Origin of the sequence: Paraburkholderia sp. MM5482-R2 (assembly GCF_050436125.1) — a bacterium.
Lineage (GTDB): Bacteria > Pseudomonadota > Gammaproteobacteria > Burkholderiales > Burkholderiaceae > Paraburkholderia > Paraburkholderia tuberum.
Window position 1 is genome coordinate 3,625,126 of sequence record NZ_JBNDLP010000002.1, and the last position, 17,101, is coordinate 3,642,226.

The following is a 17,101-nucleotide window of genomic DNA, read 5'->3' on the forward strand; positions in this document are numbered from 1 at the left end:
GCTCATCCCGGAATGCCCGCGCTATCCATCCTGAACGAGGAATCCATGCCTTCCAGTTACCCGTCTGTCTCCGGCCTCGGCCTTGTGCCCACGGTGATCGAACAATCCGGCCGGGGCGAACGTGCCTATGACATCTACTCCCGCCTGCTGCGCGAGCGCATCGTCTTTCTTGTCGGGCCCGTGAACGAGCAGTCAGCCAGTCTGATCGTCGCGCAATTGCTGTTTCTCGAATCGGAGAACCCCGACAAGGATATTTCTTTTTACATCAACTCGCCCGGCGGCTCCGTGTATGACGGCCTCGCGATTTACGACACCATGCAGTTCATCAAGCCGGAGGTCTCGACCTTGTGCACGGGTTTTGCCGCGAGCATGGGCACCTTTCTGCTCACCGCGGGCCAACGCGGCAAACGGTATGCGCTACCCAATGCGCGCATCATGATTCACCAGCCGTCGGGCGGCGGTCAGGGCACCGCGGCGGACATCGAAATCCAGGCCAAGGAGGTGCTGTATGTACGAGCGCGTCTCAATGCGATGATGGCCGAGCGCACCGGACGCAGCATCGAAGAAATCGCGCGCGATACCGACCGCGACAACTTCATGTCGGCGCTCGAAGCGAGGGAATACGGATTGATCGACGACGTGCTGGAAGCTCGCGCGACATGGAACAACGCAGGCCGTCGCGACACCCTGTAACGGAACTGACATCGAGCCGCCCGCTGAACCACCGGTTGGACCGCTGGCTGCAAATTCCCACCTACCGATCGGTGCGAGCGCACCACAAAAGCTGCTCACCTTCGCTGGAATCGCTATCATGTCGCGATTCGTCGACTTCGACGACCGCTTCAATGGAGATACACATGGCGTCATCCAACGAAAACGTCAGCATGGCGCTGTTCTGCGACTTCGAGAATGTCGCGCTTGGCGTGCGCGACGCGAAGTACGACAAGTTCGACATCAAGCTGGTGCTCGAGCGCCTGCTGCTGAAGGGCAGCATCGTCGTCAAGAAAGCGTATTGCGACTGGGATCGTTACAAGAGCTTCAAAGGCGCGATGCACGAGGCCAATTTCGAGTTGATCGAAATTCCGCACGTGCGCCAATCGGGCAAAAATTCCGCCGACATCCGGCTCGTCGTCGATGCGCTCGATCTTTGTTACACGAAATCGCACGTCAACACGTTCGTCATCATCAGTGGTGATTCGGATTTCTCGCCGCTCGTGTCGAAGCTGCGCGAGAACGCCAAACAGGTGATCGGCGTCGGTGTGCAACAGTCCACCTCGGATCTGCTGATTGCGAATTGCGACGAGTTCTTCTTTTACGACGATCTCGTACGCGAAAGTCAGCGCGCAGTCGCGAGGCCCGAATCGTCGCGTCAGCAACAGAACACCCAGCAGGCAGCCAAACGCGCGCCTGATGAAGAGAAGGCTCCGCCCAAGGAAGATCTGGAGAAACGCCGCAGCAAGGCCGTTGAAATTGCGGTGCAGACATTCGACGCGCTCGCTTCCGAACGTGGCGACAGCGGCAAGATCTGGGCGTCCGTGCTGAAGAACGCGATCAAACGGCGCAAACCGGATTTCAACGAGACGTATTACGGGTTTCGCGCTTTCGGCAATCTGCTGGAAGAAGCGCAGGCGCGCGGGCTGCTCGAATTCGGCCGCGATGAAAAGTCAGGCGCGTACGTCTATCGAAGCACAGCCGTGAACGTTGCGAGTGAAGCGGCAAGTGAAGCCATCGGCGAAACCGCGGCGGAGTCTGCCGAAACGGGGTCGGCTGAAGCGGTATCGGCCGAACATTCGTATGAAGCGCAGGCTGCGCAAGCGGCCGCGTCCGAGTCGGGCGGCAAGCACAAGTCGCGGCGCAAGGAGCGCAACAACCGCAAGCTGGGGCGGGGTCAGCAGGAGGCCGCGCACGGCAAGCACGGTCACCACGAAACGGCTGATGAAGAGCATGCGGCTACCGCTCCGGCTCTCACCGAACACGCGGAACCCGCCGAAGAGGTCGAGCGGCAGGAACGGCGTGAACACGAGCCGCTCCCACATGAGCTCGTCACTGAACCGATAACTGAAGAGTCCAAAGCTCGCGCTGTAACAGCGAAAGCGGATACAGCCGCTGAACAAGTCGTATTCGGCCAAGGAACCGACCATTCCACCGACAGCGACCAACCCGCGCTGCGTCAAAGCGCCAAAAAGCGCGCATCGCGCAAAACGGCCGCGAAGAAAGTGAAGAAAAGCACGCCAGGCACGATCGAGGAAGTACCTGAGATCGCAGCGCCGGCCGCGCCCCCTGCTCCAGCAATCAACTCGGAAGAAGGGTCTGAGGCCGCCAGGAAGGCAGCAGCCCGTAAAACGGCGTCCCGGAGCCGTCGCCCGCGCAAAGCGGCATCAACCGACAGCGCGGAATAAGGAGCGGCACGGATTCGACGATCGTCGCTAAAAACTACCGCCCAACCGTCCTTCGGACTTGAAATGCAGTACCGGCCGACAATGCAAGACAAGCAAGCCGGCCGATCTCAGCTATCACCGCTCAGTAAGCCGGATAAGGCGCGTACATGACGGGCGGAGGCGGCGCGTAATAAGGACGGGGCGCGACGTACACCGGCTGCGTCGAATAGTAAGGCTGCGGCTGAACGATCGTCTCACCCTTCGAGGTCATGCACTGGGCGTAGGCGGTGTCGTAGCGCGCCTGCATGCCGGCCGCCGAATACTGGGCGCCATTCGCGCCGTTCGCGCCCCCGATCAGCAGACCGCTGCCGGCGCCGATCGCCGCGCCCGCGCCGGCGTTGCCCGCCGCGGCGCCGAACAGCGCGCCGATCGCTGCGCCGCCGAGCGTGCCGAGCGCCGCGCTGTTCACGCTGTTCGTGGTGGCCGCCTGCGCAGCGCCGGACGGATTCGTCGATTGATTCGCGTAGTCGCGGCAGGCGTAGTCGTTCTGCTGGAACTGGCTGAGCGGCTCGCCGCTGCGCGGCATCGCGGCTATGCTCGGGCCGCTCGGTGGCGCCACTGCGCAACCGCCTAACGCGAGCGCGATGACGGTGGCGGGAATCGCCAGGCTGATCGTTTTATTGCTGGGAATCATGGTGGTGCACTTCGGAGGTTTGGAGTTCAAACGTTAGGCTAATCGCGAAATTCCGTGGTTACGGCTCAGTTACAGAAAGTTTTTTGCCCGGCTGGCTGGCCTCGACCTTGCTGTGAGTCCGCTGCGGCGATTGGTACGTTATATCAAGTAATGCTTGTAGATGAGCTGGCAATCGATTGACACGACGCCGGCCGCGCCGAACGTCGTACTCCAGCAACTGGGCGTGACGACCTTCCCGAGCGCCGCGACCGCGCAGAACTTCCAGTACATGAACCATCCGCCGCCAGCACCCGCCCCCGCCAGTTCGGCAAAGTCGTCGAGCGGGGACCGGGCTCATCGGCATCGACAGATGTCCACGAATTCTGGTCCCGACGATTAGCCGCAGGGCAATTTCACTTAGCGCCGCGCCCCGCCAAACCGCAGTTACCAACTGTGACAAACTTCTTTCAGGAGCGCGTAAGAAGGGCATCCCTCGGTGGTAAGCAATACCAATCCCTCCCCTTCCAATCGCCTCCAGAAAGAAAAAGCCCTCGCGATGGAGGGCTTTCGTCTCTGGCTACCATCTTCAATCGCGACCGCAAGGATCACGACATCAGACGGCGAGCCGCAACCGGCAATCTCAAGCGAAGTTTTTCGCTGCGAAGTCCCAGTTGACGATGTTCCAGTACGCCTCGACGAACTTCGGACGCGCATTGCGATAGTCGATGTAGTAAGCGTGCTCCCACACGTCGATCGTCAGCAGAGCCTTCGCGTCGGTGGTGAGCGGCGTGGCGGCGTTGCTCGTCGACACGAGGTCGAGCGAACCATCAGCCTTCTTCACGAGCCATGCCCAGCCCGAGCCGAACGTGCCGACCGCGGTCTTCGCAAACTCTTCCTTGAACTTGTCGAACGAACCCCACTTCGCGTTGATGGCGTCAGCCAGCGCGCCGGTCGGTGCGCCGCCACCTTGCGGCGACAGGCTGTTCCAGAAGAACGTGTGATTCCACACCTGAGCCGAATTGTTGAAGATACCGCCCGACGACTTCTTGACGATCTCTTCCAGCGACAGGTTATCGAACTCGGTGCCCTTGATCAGATTGTTCAGGTTGGTCACATAGGTCTGGTGATGCTTGCCATAGTGAAACTCGAGCGTCTCTTCCGACATGTGCGGAGCGAGCGCGTTTTTCGCAAACGGCAGCGGCGGGAGCGTATGTTCCATGGTGCTTTCCTTCTCTGTATCTGTTGTGGGGAGTCTGCGGATGACGCTATCGAGCACTCGATTGTAGGCGAGTTGGAATAACCCCGCAAACCAACGGCCTTTATGTCCGGCATGTCGAACACGCCGTGCGCAAGGCCCATGAGAAGGGCGCGCATGGCGCGTGCCCGGCTCGTCGGAAGACAGTAAACAGGGCGTCACGCGCCCACCGGCGAAACGTCAGAAACCGTCGGTCAGACGCGCCTGCACGTCGGCGAGCGCGACATCGGCCGAGCCTTCGGCGAGATGCATCGTCAGACGACGTCCAGGTTTCAGCGACGACGGCGTGCGAATCGCCCGACCGCTTTGCGCATCGAGCACGGCCGCATAACCGCGCTCGAGCGTGCGCTGTGGACTCAGCACTTCGAGTCGCGCGCTGAGCATGTCGATGCGCGCGACCTGTCGTTCATGCCGGCGCGATAGCGCCGCATTCAGACGCTGCGCCAACACGTTGACGCGCGTGCGCTCGGCCGCGAGATCCGGACGCCAGCGTTGCCAGCGCATCTGCAGCAACGAAAATCGCGCACGAGCGTCGCGCACCGGCCGGGCGCCCGCCGACGCGAGCCGAACGCGCAACTGCTGCAGATGCGTGCGCTGCCGAGCGAGCCGCTCGGCGGGCGACACGAGCCGGCGCGCCAGCCAGTCGAGCTGCTGCGCGCGCCGCTCCATCATGCGGCCGAACGCGCGCGCGAGCGTCGCGTGCCGATGATCGAGTTCGCGCAGCAGCATGACGCGCTGTGGACTGACGAGTTCGGCGGCACCGGTCGGCGTCGGTGCACGTACGTCGGCGGCGAAATCGGCAATCGTGAAATCGGTCTCGTGACCGACGCCGCTCACCACGGGTATGACGCTTTCGGCAATCGCGCGCGCGAGCACTTCTTCGTTGAAGGCCCACAGATCTTCGATCGAGCCGCCGCCGCGACACACGATCAGCACGTCGACCTCGCGGCGCGCGCCAGCCGCCTCGACCATCGCCGCGAGCTTCGCGCTGACGCCCGCGCCCTGCACCGGCGCCGGATAAACGATCACCGGAATATGCGGCGCGCGACGCGACAGCGTCGTCAGCACATCGCGCAATGCGGCCGCCTGCAACGACGTGACGATACCGATCGCGCGCGGATGCGTCGGCAGCGCGCGCTTGCGCTCGGCGGCGAACAGCCCCTCGGCCTCGAGTTGCGCCTTCAACCGCAGAAACGCTTCGTACAAACGCCCCTGGCCGGTGCGGCGCACCGCTTCGACATTAAGCTGCAGTTCGCCGCGCGGCTCGTACATCGTGACGAGGGCGCGCACTTCGATGCGATCGCCTTCGCGCGGCATGAATTCGGCGTACTGAGCTCGACCGCGGAACATCACGCAGCGCATCTGCGCCTGCGCGTCCTTGATCGAGAAGTACCAATGGCCGCTCGCGGCGCGGGTGAAGTTCGACACTTCACCCGCGACCCAAACGAGTGGAAACGAGCGTTCGAGCATCGTGCCGATCGCGCGATTGAGCGCGGAGACGGGAACGACGACCTCACCGCCAGGTGCGGCCGCAGAAGCAAAAGGATTTTCGGGGTTCATGCAAGGAATAAATAGCGCTGGCCGGACAGACGATAGACCGAGCGAAGAGCGGCGTCCAGCCGGAATCGCAGGATTGTTAAAAGTGTCCACATGGCGGGAACCGCCTGACGAATTCCGCCAGAACGCCCGCCAACGTCAATAAATTCCTGGCAGAGCCTTGATTTATATGGCGTTTGCATCTCGATAGCGAGCGAGTACTACGATCCAAAGCGCACGGAATGGCCCTTCGGGACGATCGGACGGCAGGTTCTCCACAAAGTTATCCACAGACTGTGAGCAACCGCACATAGCGTGGAGCGGCGTGCGTTGGACCTTACGCGACTTGCCGGGCGGGACGCCCGCGCGCTACAGTGCCGGGTTCGACGGCATGTCGATCGCGCAGCGCGGCGGAGAGCTTGCCCGGCCCGAGGCCACTGGGCGCGGGCCTTTCGCCGCGCCGCTCGCACCTCGTTTTTCGACCCGTATTCGCACTCGATTGCCCGGAGAACCGCGTTGATGTTGATCCCGCGTAGTGCGCACGGCGCGCAGTCCGTGCTCGCAACCCGCCCATGAGCGAACTCAGCGACCGTCTCGGAGCGCGCCTCGCGCGCGAATGGCAGCAACGTGGACCGCTCGCCTGGGCGCTGACGCCGCTCGCCTGCGTGTTCGGCGCAGTCGCGGCCGCGCGCCGCGCCGTGTTTTCGCTCGGCTGGCTGAAATCGGTGCGCGTCGGCGTGCCGGTGGTGGTGGTCGGCAACGTGACGGTCGGGGGCACTGGCAAGACGCCGACCGTCATCGCGCTGGTCGAAGCGTTGCGCGCCGCGGGCTTAACGCCCGGCATCGTGTCGCGCGGCTACGGCGCGCGCGTGAGCACGCCGACCCGGGTCACGCCCGGTTCGTCGGCACGGGTCGGCGGAGACGAGCCGTTGCTGATCGCGCGCCGCACCGGCGCACCCGTGTGGGTTTGTCCGGACCGCGTCGCCGCCGCGCAGGCGCTGTGCGCCGCGCATCGCGACGTCGACGTGATCGTCAGCGACGACGGCTTGCAGCACTATCGCCTCGCGCGCGACGTCGAACTCGTCGTGTTCGATCACCGGCTCGGCGGCAACGGTTTCCTGCTACCGGCCGGGCCGCTACGCGAGCCGCTGTCGCGCCGCCGCGACGCGACGCTGATCAACGATCCGTACGCGCGCACGCTGCCCGCGTGGCCGAATACGTTCGCACTGCAGCTCGCCCCTGCCGACGCGTGGCATCTCGACAATCCCGCGCTGCGCCGCCCGCTTGCGCAATTCGCCGGTCAACGCGTGCTGGCCGCGGCCGGCATCGGCGCGCCGGAACGCTTTTTCGCGACAGTGCGCGCGGCCGGCCTCGCGCCCACGACGCGCGCGCTGCCCGACCACTACGCGTTCGAGCGCAATCCGTTCACCGACGTCGACGCCGACGCGATCCTGATTACGGAAAAGGATGCGGTAAAATTGGGGGCCTGGCACGACGCGCGCATCTGGGTAGTCCCGGTCGAAGCCGCGCTTGATCACCGCCTCACTGCATTAGTTGTGGAGAAAGTCCGTGGACGCTCGCCTGCTTGAAATCCTCGTCTGCCCGATCTGCAAGGGCCCGCTCAGCTACGACCGCGCCGCGCAGGAACTGATCTGCAACGCGGACAAGCTCGCCTATCCGATCCGCGACGGCATTCCCGTGATGCTCGTCGACGAAGCGAGGCAGACCGTCGAAGGCACGCCGGTCGATCTGAATCCAGGCTCGGTCGCCTGACCCGCCGCGTCGCGGCACCGAGGCGCCGCGACGTCTCGCTCGCGCGCGGGTCAAGGCAGGCTTCATCGATGCCACCGCCCCCTCCCCGCATGCGCTCCAATATCGATCCGCAGCCGTTTTCGCCGCTCCGGCTCATATCCGACCCTGCGTGAGCGTCGCGCGCGCAGCCTCTTCCTCCGGCCTGATCGCCGACCGTTCCTGATCCGATGATCCACACCACCCCTCATCCGTTTATCGCCGTCGTGCCGGCCCGCCTCGCGTCGACGCGTCTGCCCAACAAGCCGCTCGCGGACATCGGCGGCAAACCGATGGTCGTGCGCGTCGCGCAGCGCGCGCGCGAATCGGGCGCACAACAGGTGCTGGTCGCGTCGGACGCGCAGGAAGTGCTCGACGCGGCGCGAGACCACGGCTTCGACGCGGTACTCACGCGCGCCGACCATCCGTCGGGCACCGACCGTCTCGCGGAAGTGGCGACGCGTTTCGGCTGGAGCGACGACACGATCGTCGTCAACGTGCAGGGCGACGAGCCGCTGATCGACCCGGCGCTCGTGCGCGGCGTCGCCGCGCATCTGGCAACGACGAGCGACTGCGCGATCGCGACGGCCGCGCATCCGATCACCGATCCCGCCGAAATTTTCAATCCGAACGTCGTCAAGGTCGTGCCCGATGCGCGCGGCATCGCGCTGTATTTCTCGCGCGCGCCGATCCCGTGGGCGCGCGACGCATGGCAACCGCACTGGCCCAACGTCGCATCGATGCCGACGCCGGCCGCGCCCGCCGTCGTATACCGGCACATCGGCCTGTACGCGTATCGCGCGAAATTTCTGCGCACGTACCCGAGCCTCGCGATCTCGCCGATCGAGCAGGTCGAAGCGCTCGAACAACTGCGCGCGATGTGGCATGGCGAGCGCATCGCGGTCCTCGTCACGCAAGACGTACCGTTGGCGGGGGTCGATACCCCCGCCGATCTCGCGCGCGTACGGGCCTTATTCGGGTCTTGAGCGCGGGAAGCCGTGGCATAATCGAACGGTTATGCGCGCCTCCCAGCGCAGGCGACACGCGGGTTATCCCGGTCGCGCCGTGCGGATCTTGCAGCGCCGTCGTATTCGACGTGCAGCGCGAGGTAGCCAACGGTAGCCGATGCGGAACCTGCGAGAATCGCCGGGAAGCATGCCGCGTCAACAAAGAATTCACATAGATCTGGAGATATCCATGCGTTTGATCCTGTTGGGTGCACCGGGTGCCGGCAAAGGCACTCAGGCCAACTTCATCAAGGAAAAGTTCGGCATCCCGCAAATTTCGACCGGCGACATGCTGCGCGCGGCCGTCAAGGCCGGCACGCCGCTCGGCCTCGAAGCAAAGCGCTTCATGGACGCCGGCGAGCTCGTCACGGATGAGCTGATCATCAACCTCGTGAAGGAACGTCTGCAGCAGCCGGACTGCGCGAACGGCTATCTGTTCGACGGCTTCCCGCGCACGATTCCGCAAGCCGAAGCAATGAAGCAGGCCGGTGTCGCGATCGACTACGTGCTCGAAATCGACGTGCCGTTCGACGAGATCATCGTGCGCATGAGCGGCCGTCGCTCGCACCCCGCATCGGGCCGCACCTATCACGTGACGTTCAATCCGCCGAAGGTCGAGGGCATCGACGATGTGACCGGCGAGCCGCTGATCCAGCGCGACGACGACAAGGAAGAAACGGTCAAGAAGCGTCTGGAAGTGTACGAATCGCAAACCAAGCCGCTGATCGAGTACTACAACGGCTGGGCGAAGAACGGCGATACGTCGAGCTCGGTGAAGGCGCCCCAATATCGCCGCATTTCGGGCCTCGGCAGCGTCGATGAAATTCGCGCCCGCGCGTTCGACGCGCTGAAGTAAGCCGGCTTGGTCCAAACATTACCGCTGTTTTCGTTGACCAAAACCCGCCCACGTTGGGCGGGTTTTTTATTTGGCTTGGTGCGCAAACCAAAAGCGGCAAGCGGTGGGGAACGCCCAGCGGAACCAGTTAGGTTTCCATAGCGCTTGCATGCCGCCGCCCGCTTCGCTTTCCGCAGCGCAGCACAGCCGCTACAATCGATCGTCGTCGAAAAATGCTTCGCTCGAGGCCGCACTGAACAACCGTAGTAAAGGAGAAGACATGGAAATTCGTGACAACGTGTTCCTGATCACCGGCGGCGCATCAGGGCTCGGCGCTGCCACCGCGCGCCTGCTCGTCGAGAACGGCGGCAAAGTCGTCCTCGCCGACCTGAATCTGGACGCGGGCGAGGCGCTCGCAAAGGAACTCGGCGGCGCTTTCGTCAAATGCGACGTGAGCCGGGAAGAGGACGCGCAACAGGCCGTCGAAGCTGCGACGAAGCTCGGTACGCTGCGCGGTCTCGTCAACTGCGCGGGCGTCGCGCCGGCCGCGAAGACCGTCGGCAAGGATGGGCCCCATTCGCTCGATCTGTTCACGCGCACGATCTCGATCAATCTGATCGGCACGTTCAACATGATCCGGCTCGCCGCGGTGCAAATGTCGAAGAACGAGCCGAACGCCAACGGCGAGCGCGGCGTGATCATCAACACCGCATCGGTCGCCGCGTTCGACGGCCAGATCGGCCAGGCGGCCTACTCCGCGTCGAAGGCTGGCGTGGTCGGTATGACGCTGCCGATCGCGCGAGACCTGTCGCGCAACGCGATCCGCGTGATGACGATCGCCCCCGGCCTCTTCGAAACGCCGATGCTGCTCGGCATGCCGCAGGAAGTGCAGGACGCGCTCGGTGCGATGGTGCCGTTCCCGCCGCGCCTCGGCAAACCGGCCGAATACGCGATGCTCGCCAAGCAGATCTTCGACAATCCGATGCTGAACGGCGAGGTGATCCGGCTGGACGGCGCGATCCGCATGCAGCCGAAGTGAGGATCGCTTAGCGATCGATCTGGTCGCCGATGCTAGGCCAAGGCCTACACCCGGTGATAAAAAAACGCCTGTGCATGTGCGACATGTGCAGGCGTTTGTGCTTTATGCAGCGTGAAAACGCGCGTCGCTATTCGCCGCCATCATGCCGCGTGCGCTGCCGCAATTCATGCAACTGCGACTCGACCACGGTGGCATCTTCCGCATCGGGGCGATCGCCGAGATAGCTTTCGAGGTCCTCGAGCGCGGGCCGTAGATAATCGAGCCGCGCATACGCGAAACCGCGATCCCGCACTTCCTCGATATTGTCCGGCAGCAGAATGACGAGCCGTTGCTGCACCGCGAGCAGACGTTGCCAACGCTCGGTCTGCAGATAGATCGCCTTCAGGTTGCGCAACATCCGCGCGACGATCTCGCGATGCGTGGCCGGTTGCAGCAGCATGCGTAGCGCGCGCCCGACCGAATCGCCAGCCGACGCGACGTACGGCTCGAGCATCTCGACCATCTGCGCTTCGGACAGCGAATGACCGGTGGTCGGATCGAGCATCACGTCGCCGTCGGGCATCGTCACGCGCAGCAGGAAGTGGCCTGGAAACGACACCCCACGCACCGGAACGCCGAATTGCTCGGCCATCTCCAGATAGAGCACCGCGAGCGAAATCGGAATGCCGCGGCGACGTTTGAGTACGACGTTCAGATGGCTGTTGTCGGGGTCGTAGTAATCGTTCAGGTTGCTCGCGAAACCGAGTTCGCGGAAAAAGAAACGGTTGAGGATGCCAACCTTCTGACGGATGTCGGCATCGTCGGGCATGCGGCGTCGCAGCCGCAGCACCAGCTCGTCGATCTCGGCGAGCACCGACTGCAGATCGAGGTCGGGATAGGCATCCTGCGCGATCGAGAGCGCCGTCTCGGTCAGCGGCAGGCTCTCGTCTTCGGCGACGAGCGTACTGAAATAATCGAGAACCCGCGACATGGTGATCACTTCACTCGCCTTCTGAAATACGCGTACTTGAAGCCCATCAGCCAAAGCATACCGAAATACAGCGCGGCGAACAGCACGAGACACGCACCGAGCAACACCATGCGGCTGACCGGCTGGGTATGCATGCCGATCCAGTCGAAGCTGATCGCGAGCCAGCGCATCACGCCGGCGAGCACGAGGCACGCCCCGAGCAACTGCACGAAAAACTTGAGCCAGCCGCTCGACGGCATATAAATGCCACGTTTGCGCAGACCAATGAATAGCAGCAACGCATTGACGCAAGCGCCGAGCCCGACGCTCAGCGTGAGACCCGCATGCGCGAACACCGGCACGAACACGTAGTTGCTCAGCTGCGTGACGACCAGCACGCCGATGCCGATCTTCACTGGCGTCTTGATGTCCTGCTTCGCGTAAAAGCCCGGCGCGAGGATCTTGATCAGGATCAGGCCGATCAGGCCGACTCCGTAGGCGGCGAGCGCGCGGCTCACCATCACGACCGCATTGCCGTCGAACTTGCCGTAGTTGAACAGCACCGCTGTCAGCGGCTGGGCGAAAAAGAAAAGCGCGATCGCGCTCGGCGCGGCGAGCAGGAACGTGACGCGCAGTCCCCAGTCGAGCAGCGACGAATACTCATGCGAGTCGGCATCGACGTGCGCCTTCGACAGGCTCGGCAGCAGGATCGTGCCCAGCGCGACGCCGAGCAGCGCGGTCGGAAACTCCATCAGCCGGTCGGCGTAGTTGATCCACGACACCGCGCCGGGGCCGATGTGCGACGCGATGTTGGTGTTGATGATCAGGCTGATCTGCGCGACCGACACCGCGAACATCGCCGGCACCATCTTCGCGAGCACCCGCTTTACGCCGCGATGCGCGAGCGCGCGCAGCGGGTTCAGGCCGATGAGCGGCACCATGTCGATCTTCTTGAGGCCCGGCAGCTGCACGACGAATTGCAGCACGCCGCCGACGATCACTGCCCAGGCGAGCGCATAGACCGGCGTTTGCAGGCGCGGCGCGAGGAATACGGCGGAGACGATGAACGCGACGTTCAGCAGCACGGGCGCGAACGCGGGCAACGAAAAGTTCTTGTACGTATTCAGCACGCCCGACGCCAGCGACGTCAGCGAGATGAAAATGATGTATGGGAACATGATGCGCGTCATCGCGACCGCAAGCTGGTACGCGTGGCCCTCGTGCGCGAGGCCCGACGCGACGACGAACACGACGCCCGACGCGCCGACCACGCCGATCACTGACAGCACGGCGAGCGCCCACGCGAGCACGGTCGAGGTCGCGTCGACGAGCGCCTTGGTGGCGTCGTGGCCTTGCTGGTTCTTGAACTCCGCGAGGATCGGCACGAAGGCCTGCGAGAACGCGCCTTCGGCGGAAATGCGACGCAGCAGGTTCGGAATGCGAAAGGCGACGTAGAAAGCGTCGGTGTATTGACTGGCGCCGAACGCACGGGCGATCAACGTTTCACGGGCCAGTCCGGTCACGCGCGACAGCAGCGTGAAGCCGCTGACCGTCAGCAGGGCTCGTAATAGATTCATGGGGCGCTTATTATACGGGTCCCGCCAATGCGGGCGACGAGCCAGAACGCGATTCGGACCGATTTGCCACGCGGACGTTCGCCGCGATCGGCTGGAAAGCGCGATTTTTTGTGTTTTCTGCGGTCTTCCCGGCAGCGCCGCCGCCTTCCATCGGCGCCCTCGCAGGAGGGCCAGCACATACGCGCCGACATGACGCCGCTCCGGTCATTATGGCGCCGGCACGTGTTTTCCGTTGTCACGTGCCTGATTTTGTTGCTATAATCGTCGGTTTCGAAGCTTGCTCAGTTTTCGAATGGTCTTCGGACGCGGTTCTCAGGTTGGCGCAGCGCCGCCTGTCAATACATCCGGATGCCTTGAAACACGGGCCCGCTTTCGCGTAGTTCGATCGATTTTTTCGACACTTTTGCGCCCTTGGGCAATCGCTTCCAAGGGTTCGGATCGAGAAGCAGCACCTCGCCTCATCATTGAAGGCCGGGTACTGGAAACAGGAACAGGATAAGGAACCGTCATGGCTAACTCCGCACAAGCACGCAAGCGCGCCCGCCAGGCCGCGAAGGCAAACTCGCACAACTCGGCACTGCGCTCGAAGTTCCGCACGGCTATCAAGGCTGTCCGCAAGGCAATCGACGCAGGCGATCACGCTAAGGCCGCCGAAATCTTCAAGGCATCGTCGAAGACCATCGACATCATCGCCGACAAGAACATCGTTCACAAGAACAAGGCAGCTCGCAACAAGAGCCGCCTCGCTGCAGCCGTCAAGGGTCTGCAAGCGCCCGCAGCGCAGTAATTCCGGTCGGCCCGCTTCGGCGGGCTACCTCCTGTTTCCGCTGCACAAGAAGCCCGCTTTGGCGGGCTTTTTTGTTTGGGTTGAATTGCCAGCCACAAAAAAACCCGCTGCTTGCGGGTTTTTGTTTTTTTGCTTTTGCCGATCCGGTCGACTTACATCAGATGACGTGCCGTTTGGCTTGCGGCGCAGGCGCATGCTCGAGTTCCAGCTCACACGCCTCGGTGACCAGCAGGTCGTTGTCTTTCGCGAAGTTCATAACGAAATCGAAGGCCATTGGTTCGATGTCGCGCAGCCGCGAATCGAGAATCACACATTTGAGGTCGCCGATCATGGTCGGCCGCACGTACAGCGAGTACTGCATATAGGCGTTCGGCCCCTTCCTCACGCCGGGCCCGAACGACGACATGACGCCCGCGAGCCGCTCCGACCAGTCGCTCGGCCGAAATTTTTTTCCGGTCGACGTAATGCCCTGAATGAAATATTCGATTGGAGCTGCTTCGGCCATGTAGAAATACCTGTGTGACTGCCCAGCGGAATGACGACCAACCGGCGACGCCAGTTGTACGCTCGAACTCACCGCAAGCGGCATGTACGGCAAGCGCTTGCAGCCACCTGCGACGTGCGTGGGATCTGGCGCTAACGCAACAATGACGAACCGCACCACGAGAACCGCTGCGGCGAACCGGCTGAACCGCTCTGGCGTCTGTCATGACGGCCACGCCGTGACAGGCTTTCCGCGCCGCGCGAGCCGCGTTTCTTCAAGCGAAACGCCGGCCTGCTGGGCTTTGGGATAACCCGCAGATTATAGCGCAGCGGGCCCTTTTCCGCAGCGCACACAAGCGCCTTCCGACGACCTCGCGAAGCCCGATACGACGCTTTCGAATCGCTTTCTGCGCCCTCCCGCCGACTCGTCAAACGAGGCGAAATCCTTTATGCTGCATGGAGTTACCACCAAACCGACGGCGGCGCAGTCCGGCAACCCTGCCGGGTGAGACCGCCGTATTTGTTTCATGACCGCCAAGAAAATTCGCCACTACCTGCAGTTCAAGGACTTCTCGCTGGAAGACTACGAGTACGTGCTGGAGCGCGCGCGCATCCTGAAACGCAAATTCAAGAACTACGAGACCTATCACCCGCTGCATGACCGCACGCTGGCGATGATCTTCGAAAAGAATTCGACACGCACGCGCCTGTCGTTCGAAGCCGGCATCTTCCAGCTGGGCGGCCACGCCGTGTTCATGAGCACGCGCGACACGCAGCTCGGCCGCGGCGAGCCGATCGAAGACGCCGCGCAAGTCATCTCGCGCATGGTCGACATCATCATGATCCGCACGTTCGGCCAGGACATCATCCAGCGCTTCGCCGAGAATTCGCGCGTGCCGGTGATCAACGGGCTCACGAACGAATACCACCCGTGTCAGGTGCTCGCAGACATCTTCACGTACTTCGAGCATCGCGGTCCAATTCGCGACAAGACGGTCGCGTGGGTCGGCGACGCGAATAACATGCTGTACACGTGGATCGAAGCCGCGCAGATTCTCGGCTTCAGGCTGCGCCTGTCCACGCCGCCCGGCTACAAGCTCGACCGCGCGCTCGTCGCGGCGCAAAGCGCGTCGTTCTACGAGGAATTCGACGACCCGAACGAAGCCTGCACGGGCGCCGATCTCGTCACCACCGACGTGTGGACCAGCATGGGCTTCGAGGCCGAGAACGAAGCGCGCAAGAAGGCCTTCGCAGACTGGTGCGTCGACGCCGACATGATGGCGCGCGCGAATCCCGACGCGCTCTTCATGCACTGCCTGCCCGCGCATCGCGGCGAAGAAGTCAGCGCGGAAGTGATCGACGGAGCGCAGAGCGTCGTGTGGGATGAGGCGGAAAACCGTCTGCACGTGCAGAAGGCGTTGATGGAATACCTGCTGCTCGGCAAGCTCAATCACTGAGCGAGCCGCTGGTCCATACACCCGCCGGAACCGCGGACACAAAAAAGGCGCCGGGAGGAAACTCCCGGCGCCTTTTGCATTCGTCGGCGGCGACGCTCCGCGGGGCAACTCAGCGCGAAAAGAGAGAACTGCCGCTCACAGGCAAACTGGCTCCGCCTCCAGTTCCACGCCGAATCGCTCGAACACGTCGTGCTGGATCGCCCGTGCCAGCGCCAACACTTCCGTGCCGCTCGCGCCACCGCGATTCACCAGCACCAGCGCCTGTCGCTCATGCACGGCCGCCGCGCCCATCGCGCGGCCCTTCCAGCCGCATCGGTCGATCAGCCAGCCGGCCGCCAGCTTCACCCGCCCATCCGCTTGCACATACGACACGACTTCCGGCTCGCGACGCTTCAGCGCCTCGAACTGGGCGGCATCGATTACCGGATTCTTGAAGAAGCTCCCCGCGTTGCCCAGTACGAGCGGATCGGGCAGCTTCGCACGCCGCACGGCGACGACCGCATCGAAAATGGCTTGCGCGGTCGGCTGCGCGGCCGCACCCTCGGCTTGGCCAGCGCTCGCCACATGACCGCGCGCCGCCAGCTCGCGCGCGAGATCCGCGTAGCCCGCGCGCGGCTGCCACGCCTTCGGCAAACGGAACGTCACCGACGCAATCACGAAGCGCTCGCGCCCTTCCCGCTTGAAAAGGCTGTCGCGATAGCCGAACCGGCACGCATCGCCGTCGAGTTCGACGGCCTCGCCGGTCACGAGCTCGATCGCCCGCAGCGACGCGAAGCGTTCGCACATTTCGAGCCCGTACGCGCCGATGTTCTGGATTGGCGCCGCGCCGACCGTGCCAGGTATCAGCGCGAGATTCTCGAGGCCGGGCATGCCCTGCGCCAACGTCCACGCGACGAACTCGTGCCACGGCTCGCCGCCAGCCGCCTCGACATACCACGCCTCCTGATCCTCGCGCACCACGCGGCGCCCGCGCAGCGCCACCAGCAGCACGAGCCCGGCGAAGTCGCCGGTCAGCATGACGTTGCTGCCACCGCCCAGCACGAGGCGCGGCAGGCCCTCGACGCGCGGATCGCGCACCGCGGCGAGCAACTGTTCCTCACGCTCGATCAGGCACGCGAACTGCGCGCGCACGTCGAAGCCGAAGGTGTTGTGGGCCTTCAGCGGATAGCCGGCCATGAGGGACGCGACGGCGGGAGCGGCAAGAGCGGATTGGGACATCGGAATGGCAACAGGGCAACGACGGGAAGCAACAGGAAACGACAAAAACCACCAATGACGCGCCTGACGACACGAGCGGCGCCGCCCGACGCGGGATCGCCCGCCGTCGCGACGCCGCG

The 17,101-nt window shown here is 63.6% G+C and carries 17 protein-coding genes; 10 read left to right on the plus strand and 7 right to left on the minus strand.

From position 1 onward, the window contains the following. The first annotated feature begins 45 nt into the window (after positions 1-45). Positions 46-693 carry an ATP-dependent Clp endopeptidase proteolytic subunit ClpP gene (gene clpP, locus OKW37_RS19560; protein ID WP_018421618.1) on the plus strand — a complete coding sequence of 216 codons (648 nt, stop codon included), beginning with the start codon at positions 46-48 and terminating at the stop codon, positions 691-693. A 164-nt stretch (positions 694-857) separates the two neighbouring features. Next, entirely contained in the window at positions 858-2,399 is a 1,542-nt protein-coding gene (locus tag OKW37_RS19565; RefSeq protein ID WP_429404633.1) for an NYN domain-containing protein, read from the plus strand. Positions 2,400-2,520: 121 nt separating this feature from the next. Here the strand turns inward: OKW37_RS19565 and OKW37_RS19570 are convergent, their stop codons facing one another. Further along, positions 2,521-3,072, minus strand: coding sequence for a glycine zipper family protein (locus OKW37_RS19570; RefSeq protein ID WP_184058218.1), 552 nt, complete (start codon positions 3,070-3,072; stop codon positions 2,521-2,523). A gap of 160 nt (positions 3,073-3,232) precedes the next feature. Here OKW37_RS19570 and OKW37_RS19575 point away from each other — a divergent pair, with 160 nt between their 5' ends. Then, a complete protein-coding gene (locus OKW37_RS19575) occupies positions 3,233-3,451 on the plus strand; it encodes a hypothetical protein (RefSeq protein WP_429404631.1) in 219 nt (72 codons plus the stop codon). A 240-nt stretch (positions 3,452-3,691) separates the two neighbouring features. Here OKW37_RS19575 and sodB read toward each other — a convergent pair whose 3' ends face one another. Next, positions 3,692-4,270, minus strand: a complete 579-nt coding sequence (sodB, locus tag OKW37_RS19580) for a superoxide dismutase [Fe] (RefSeq protein ID WP_429404629.1) — start codon at positions 4,268-4,270, stop codon at positions 3,692-3,694. Positions 4,271-4,486: 216 nt separating this feature from the next. Continuing rightward, positions 4,487-5,866, minus strand: coding sequence for an exodeoxyribonuclease VII large subunit (gene xseA / locus OKW37_RS19585; RefSeq protein WP_429404627.1), 1,380 nt, complete (start codon positions 5,864-5,866; stop codon positions 4,487-4,489). A 548-nt stretch (positions 5,867-6,414) separates the two neighbouring features. On the opposite strand from xseA, the gene lpxK reads away from it, so the two are divergent. From lpxK to OKW37_RS19610, 5 genes are all read left to right on the plus strand, one after another. Beyond that, the gene (lpxK, locus tag OKW37_RS19590; protein ID WP_184058223.1) at positions 6,415-7,431 is read left to right on the plus strand and encodes a tetraacyldisaccharide 4'-kinase; all 1,017 of its coding nucleotides are present in this window, start codon (positions 6,415-6,417) and stop codon (positions 7,429-7,431) included. Beyond that, positions 7,412-7,615 carry a Trm112 family protein gene (locus tag OKW37_RS19595; RefSeq protein ID WP_007180583.1) on the plus strand — a complete coding sequence of 68 codons (204 nt, stop codon included), beginning with the start codon at positions 7,412-7,414 and terminating at the stop codon, positions 7,613-7,615. The genes lpxK and OKW37_RS19595 overlap by 20 nt, the downstream gene beginning before the upstream one ends. A gap of 206 nt (positions 7,616-7,821) precedes the next feature. Next, positions 7,822-8,616, plus strand: a complete 795-nt coding sequence (gene kdsB / locus OKW37_RS19600) for a 3-deoxy-manno-octulosonate cytidylyltransferase (protein WP_429404625.1) — start codon at positions 7,822-7,824, stop codon at positions 8,614-8,616. A 211-nt stretch (positions 8,617-8,827) separates the two neighbouring features. Beyond that, entirely contained in the window at positions 8,828-9,493 is a 666-nt protein-coding gene (adk, locus tag OKW37_RS19605) for an adenylate kinase (protein ID WP_090801619.1), read from the plus strand. Positions 9,494-9,752: 259 nt separating this feature from the next. Next, positions 9,753-10,511: a 3-hydroxyacyl-CoA dehydrogenase gene (locus OKW37_RS19610; protein ID WP_090805443.1), complete on the plus strand. Its 759-nt coding sequence runs from the start codon at positions 9,753-9,755 to the stop codon at positions 10,509-10,511. A gap of 127 nt (positions 10,512-10,638) precedes the next feature. On the opposite strand, the gene OKW37_RS19615 is transcribed toward OKW37_RS19610, so the two are convergent. Both OKW37_RS19615 and murJ read right to left on the minus strand, forming a co-directional pair. Further along, on the minus strand, positions 10,639-11,481 hold the full coding sequence (locus OKW37_RS19615) for a SirB1 family protein (RefSeq protein WP_184023308.1): 843 nt from the start codon (positions 11,479-11,481) through the stop codon (positions 10,639-10,641). A gap of 5 nt (positions 11,482-11,486) precedes the next feature. Then, positions 11,487-13,037, minus strand: a complete 1,551-nt coding sequence (murJ, locus tag OKW37_RS19620; protein ID WP_184023068.1) for a murein biosynthesis integral membrane protein MurJ — start codon at positions 13,035-13,037, stop codon at positions 11,487-11,489. A 508-nt stretch (positions 13,038-13,545) separates the two neighbouring features. On the opposite strand from murJ, the gene rpsT reads away from it, so the two are divergent. Continuing rightward, entirely contained in the window at positions 13,546-13,824 is a 279-nt protein-coding gene (gene rpsT, locus OKW37_RS19625) for a 30S ribosomal protein S20 (protein ID WP_027198671.1), read from the plus strand. 157 nt (positions 13,825-13,981) lie between these two features. Here the strand turns inward: rpsT and OKW37_RS19630 are convergent, their stop codons facing one another. Then, entirely contained in the window at positions 13,982-14,329 is a 348-nt protein-coding gene (locus OKW37_RS19630; protein ID WP_008923011.1) for a DUF3579 domain-containing protein, read from the minus strand. A 505-nt stretch (positions 14,330-14,834) separates the two neighbouring features. On the opposite strand from OKW37_RS19630, the gene argF reads away from it, so the two are divergent. Then, the gene (gene argF / locus OKW37_RS19635; RefSeq protein WP_184058229.1) at positions 14,835-15,764 is read left to right on the plus strand and encodes an ornithine carbamoyltransferase; all 930 of its coding nucleotides are present in this window, start codon (positions 14,835-14,837) and stop codon (positions 15,762-15,764) included. A 135-nt stretch (positions 15,765-15,899) separates the two neighbouring features. On the opposite strand, the gene murB is transcribed toward argF, so the two are convergent. Beyond that, positions 15,900-16,982, minus strand: coding sequence for a UDP-N-acetylmuramate dehydrogenase (murB, locus tag OKW37_RS19640; RefSeq protein ID WP_429509895.1), 1,083 nt, complete (start codon positions 16,980-16,982; stop codon positions 15,900-15,902). Positions 16,983-17,101 lie beyond the last annotated feature (119 nt).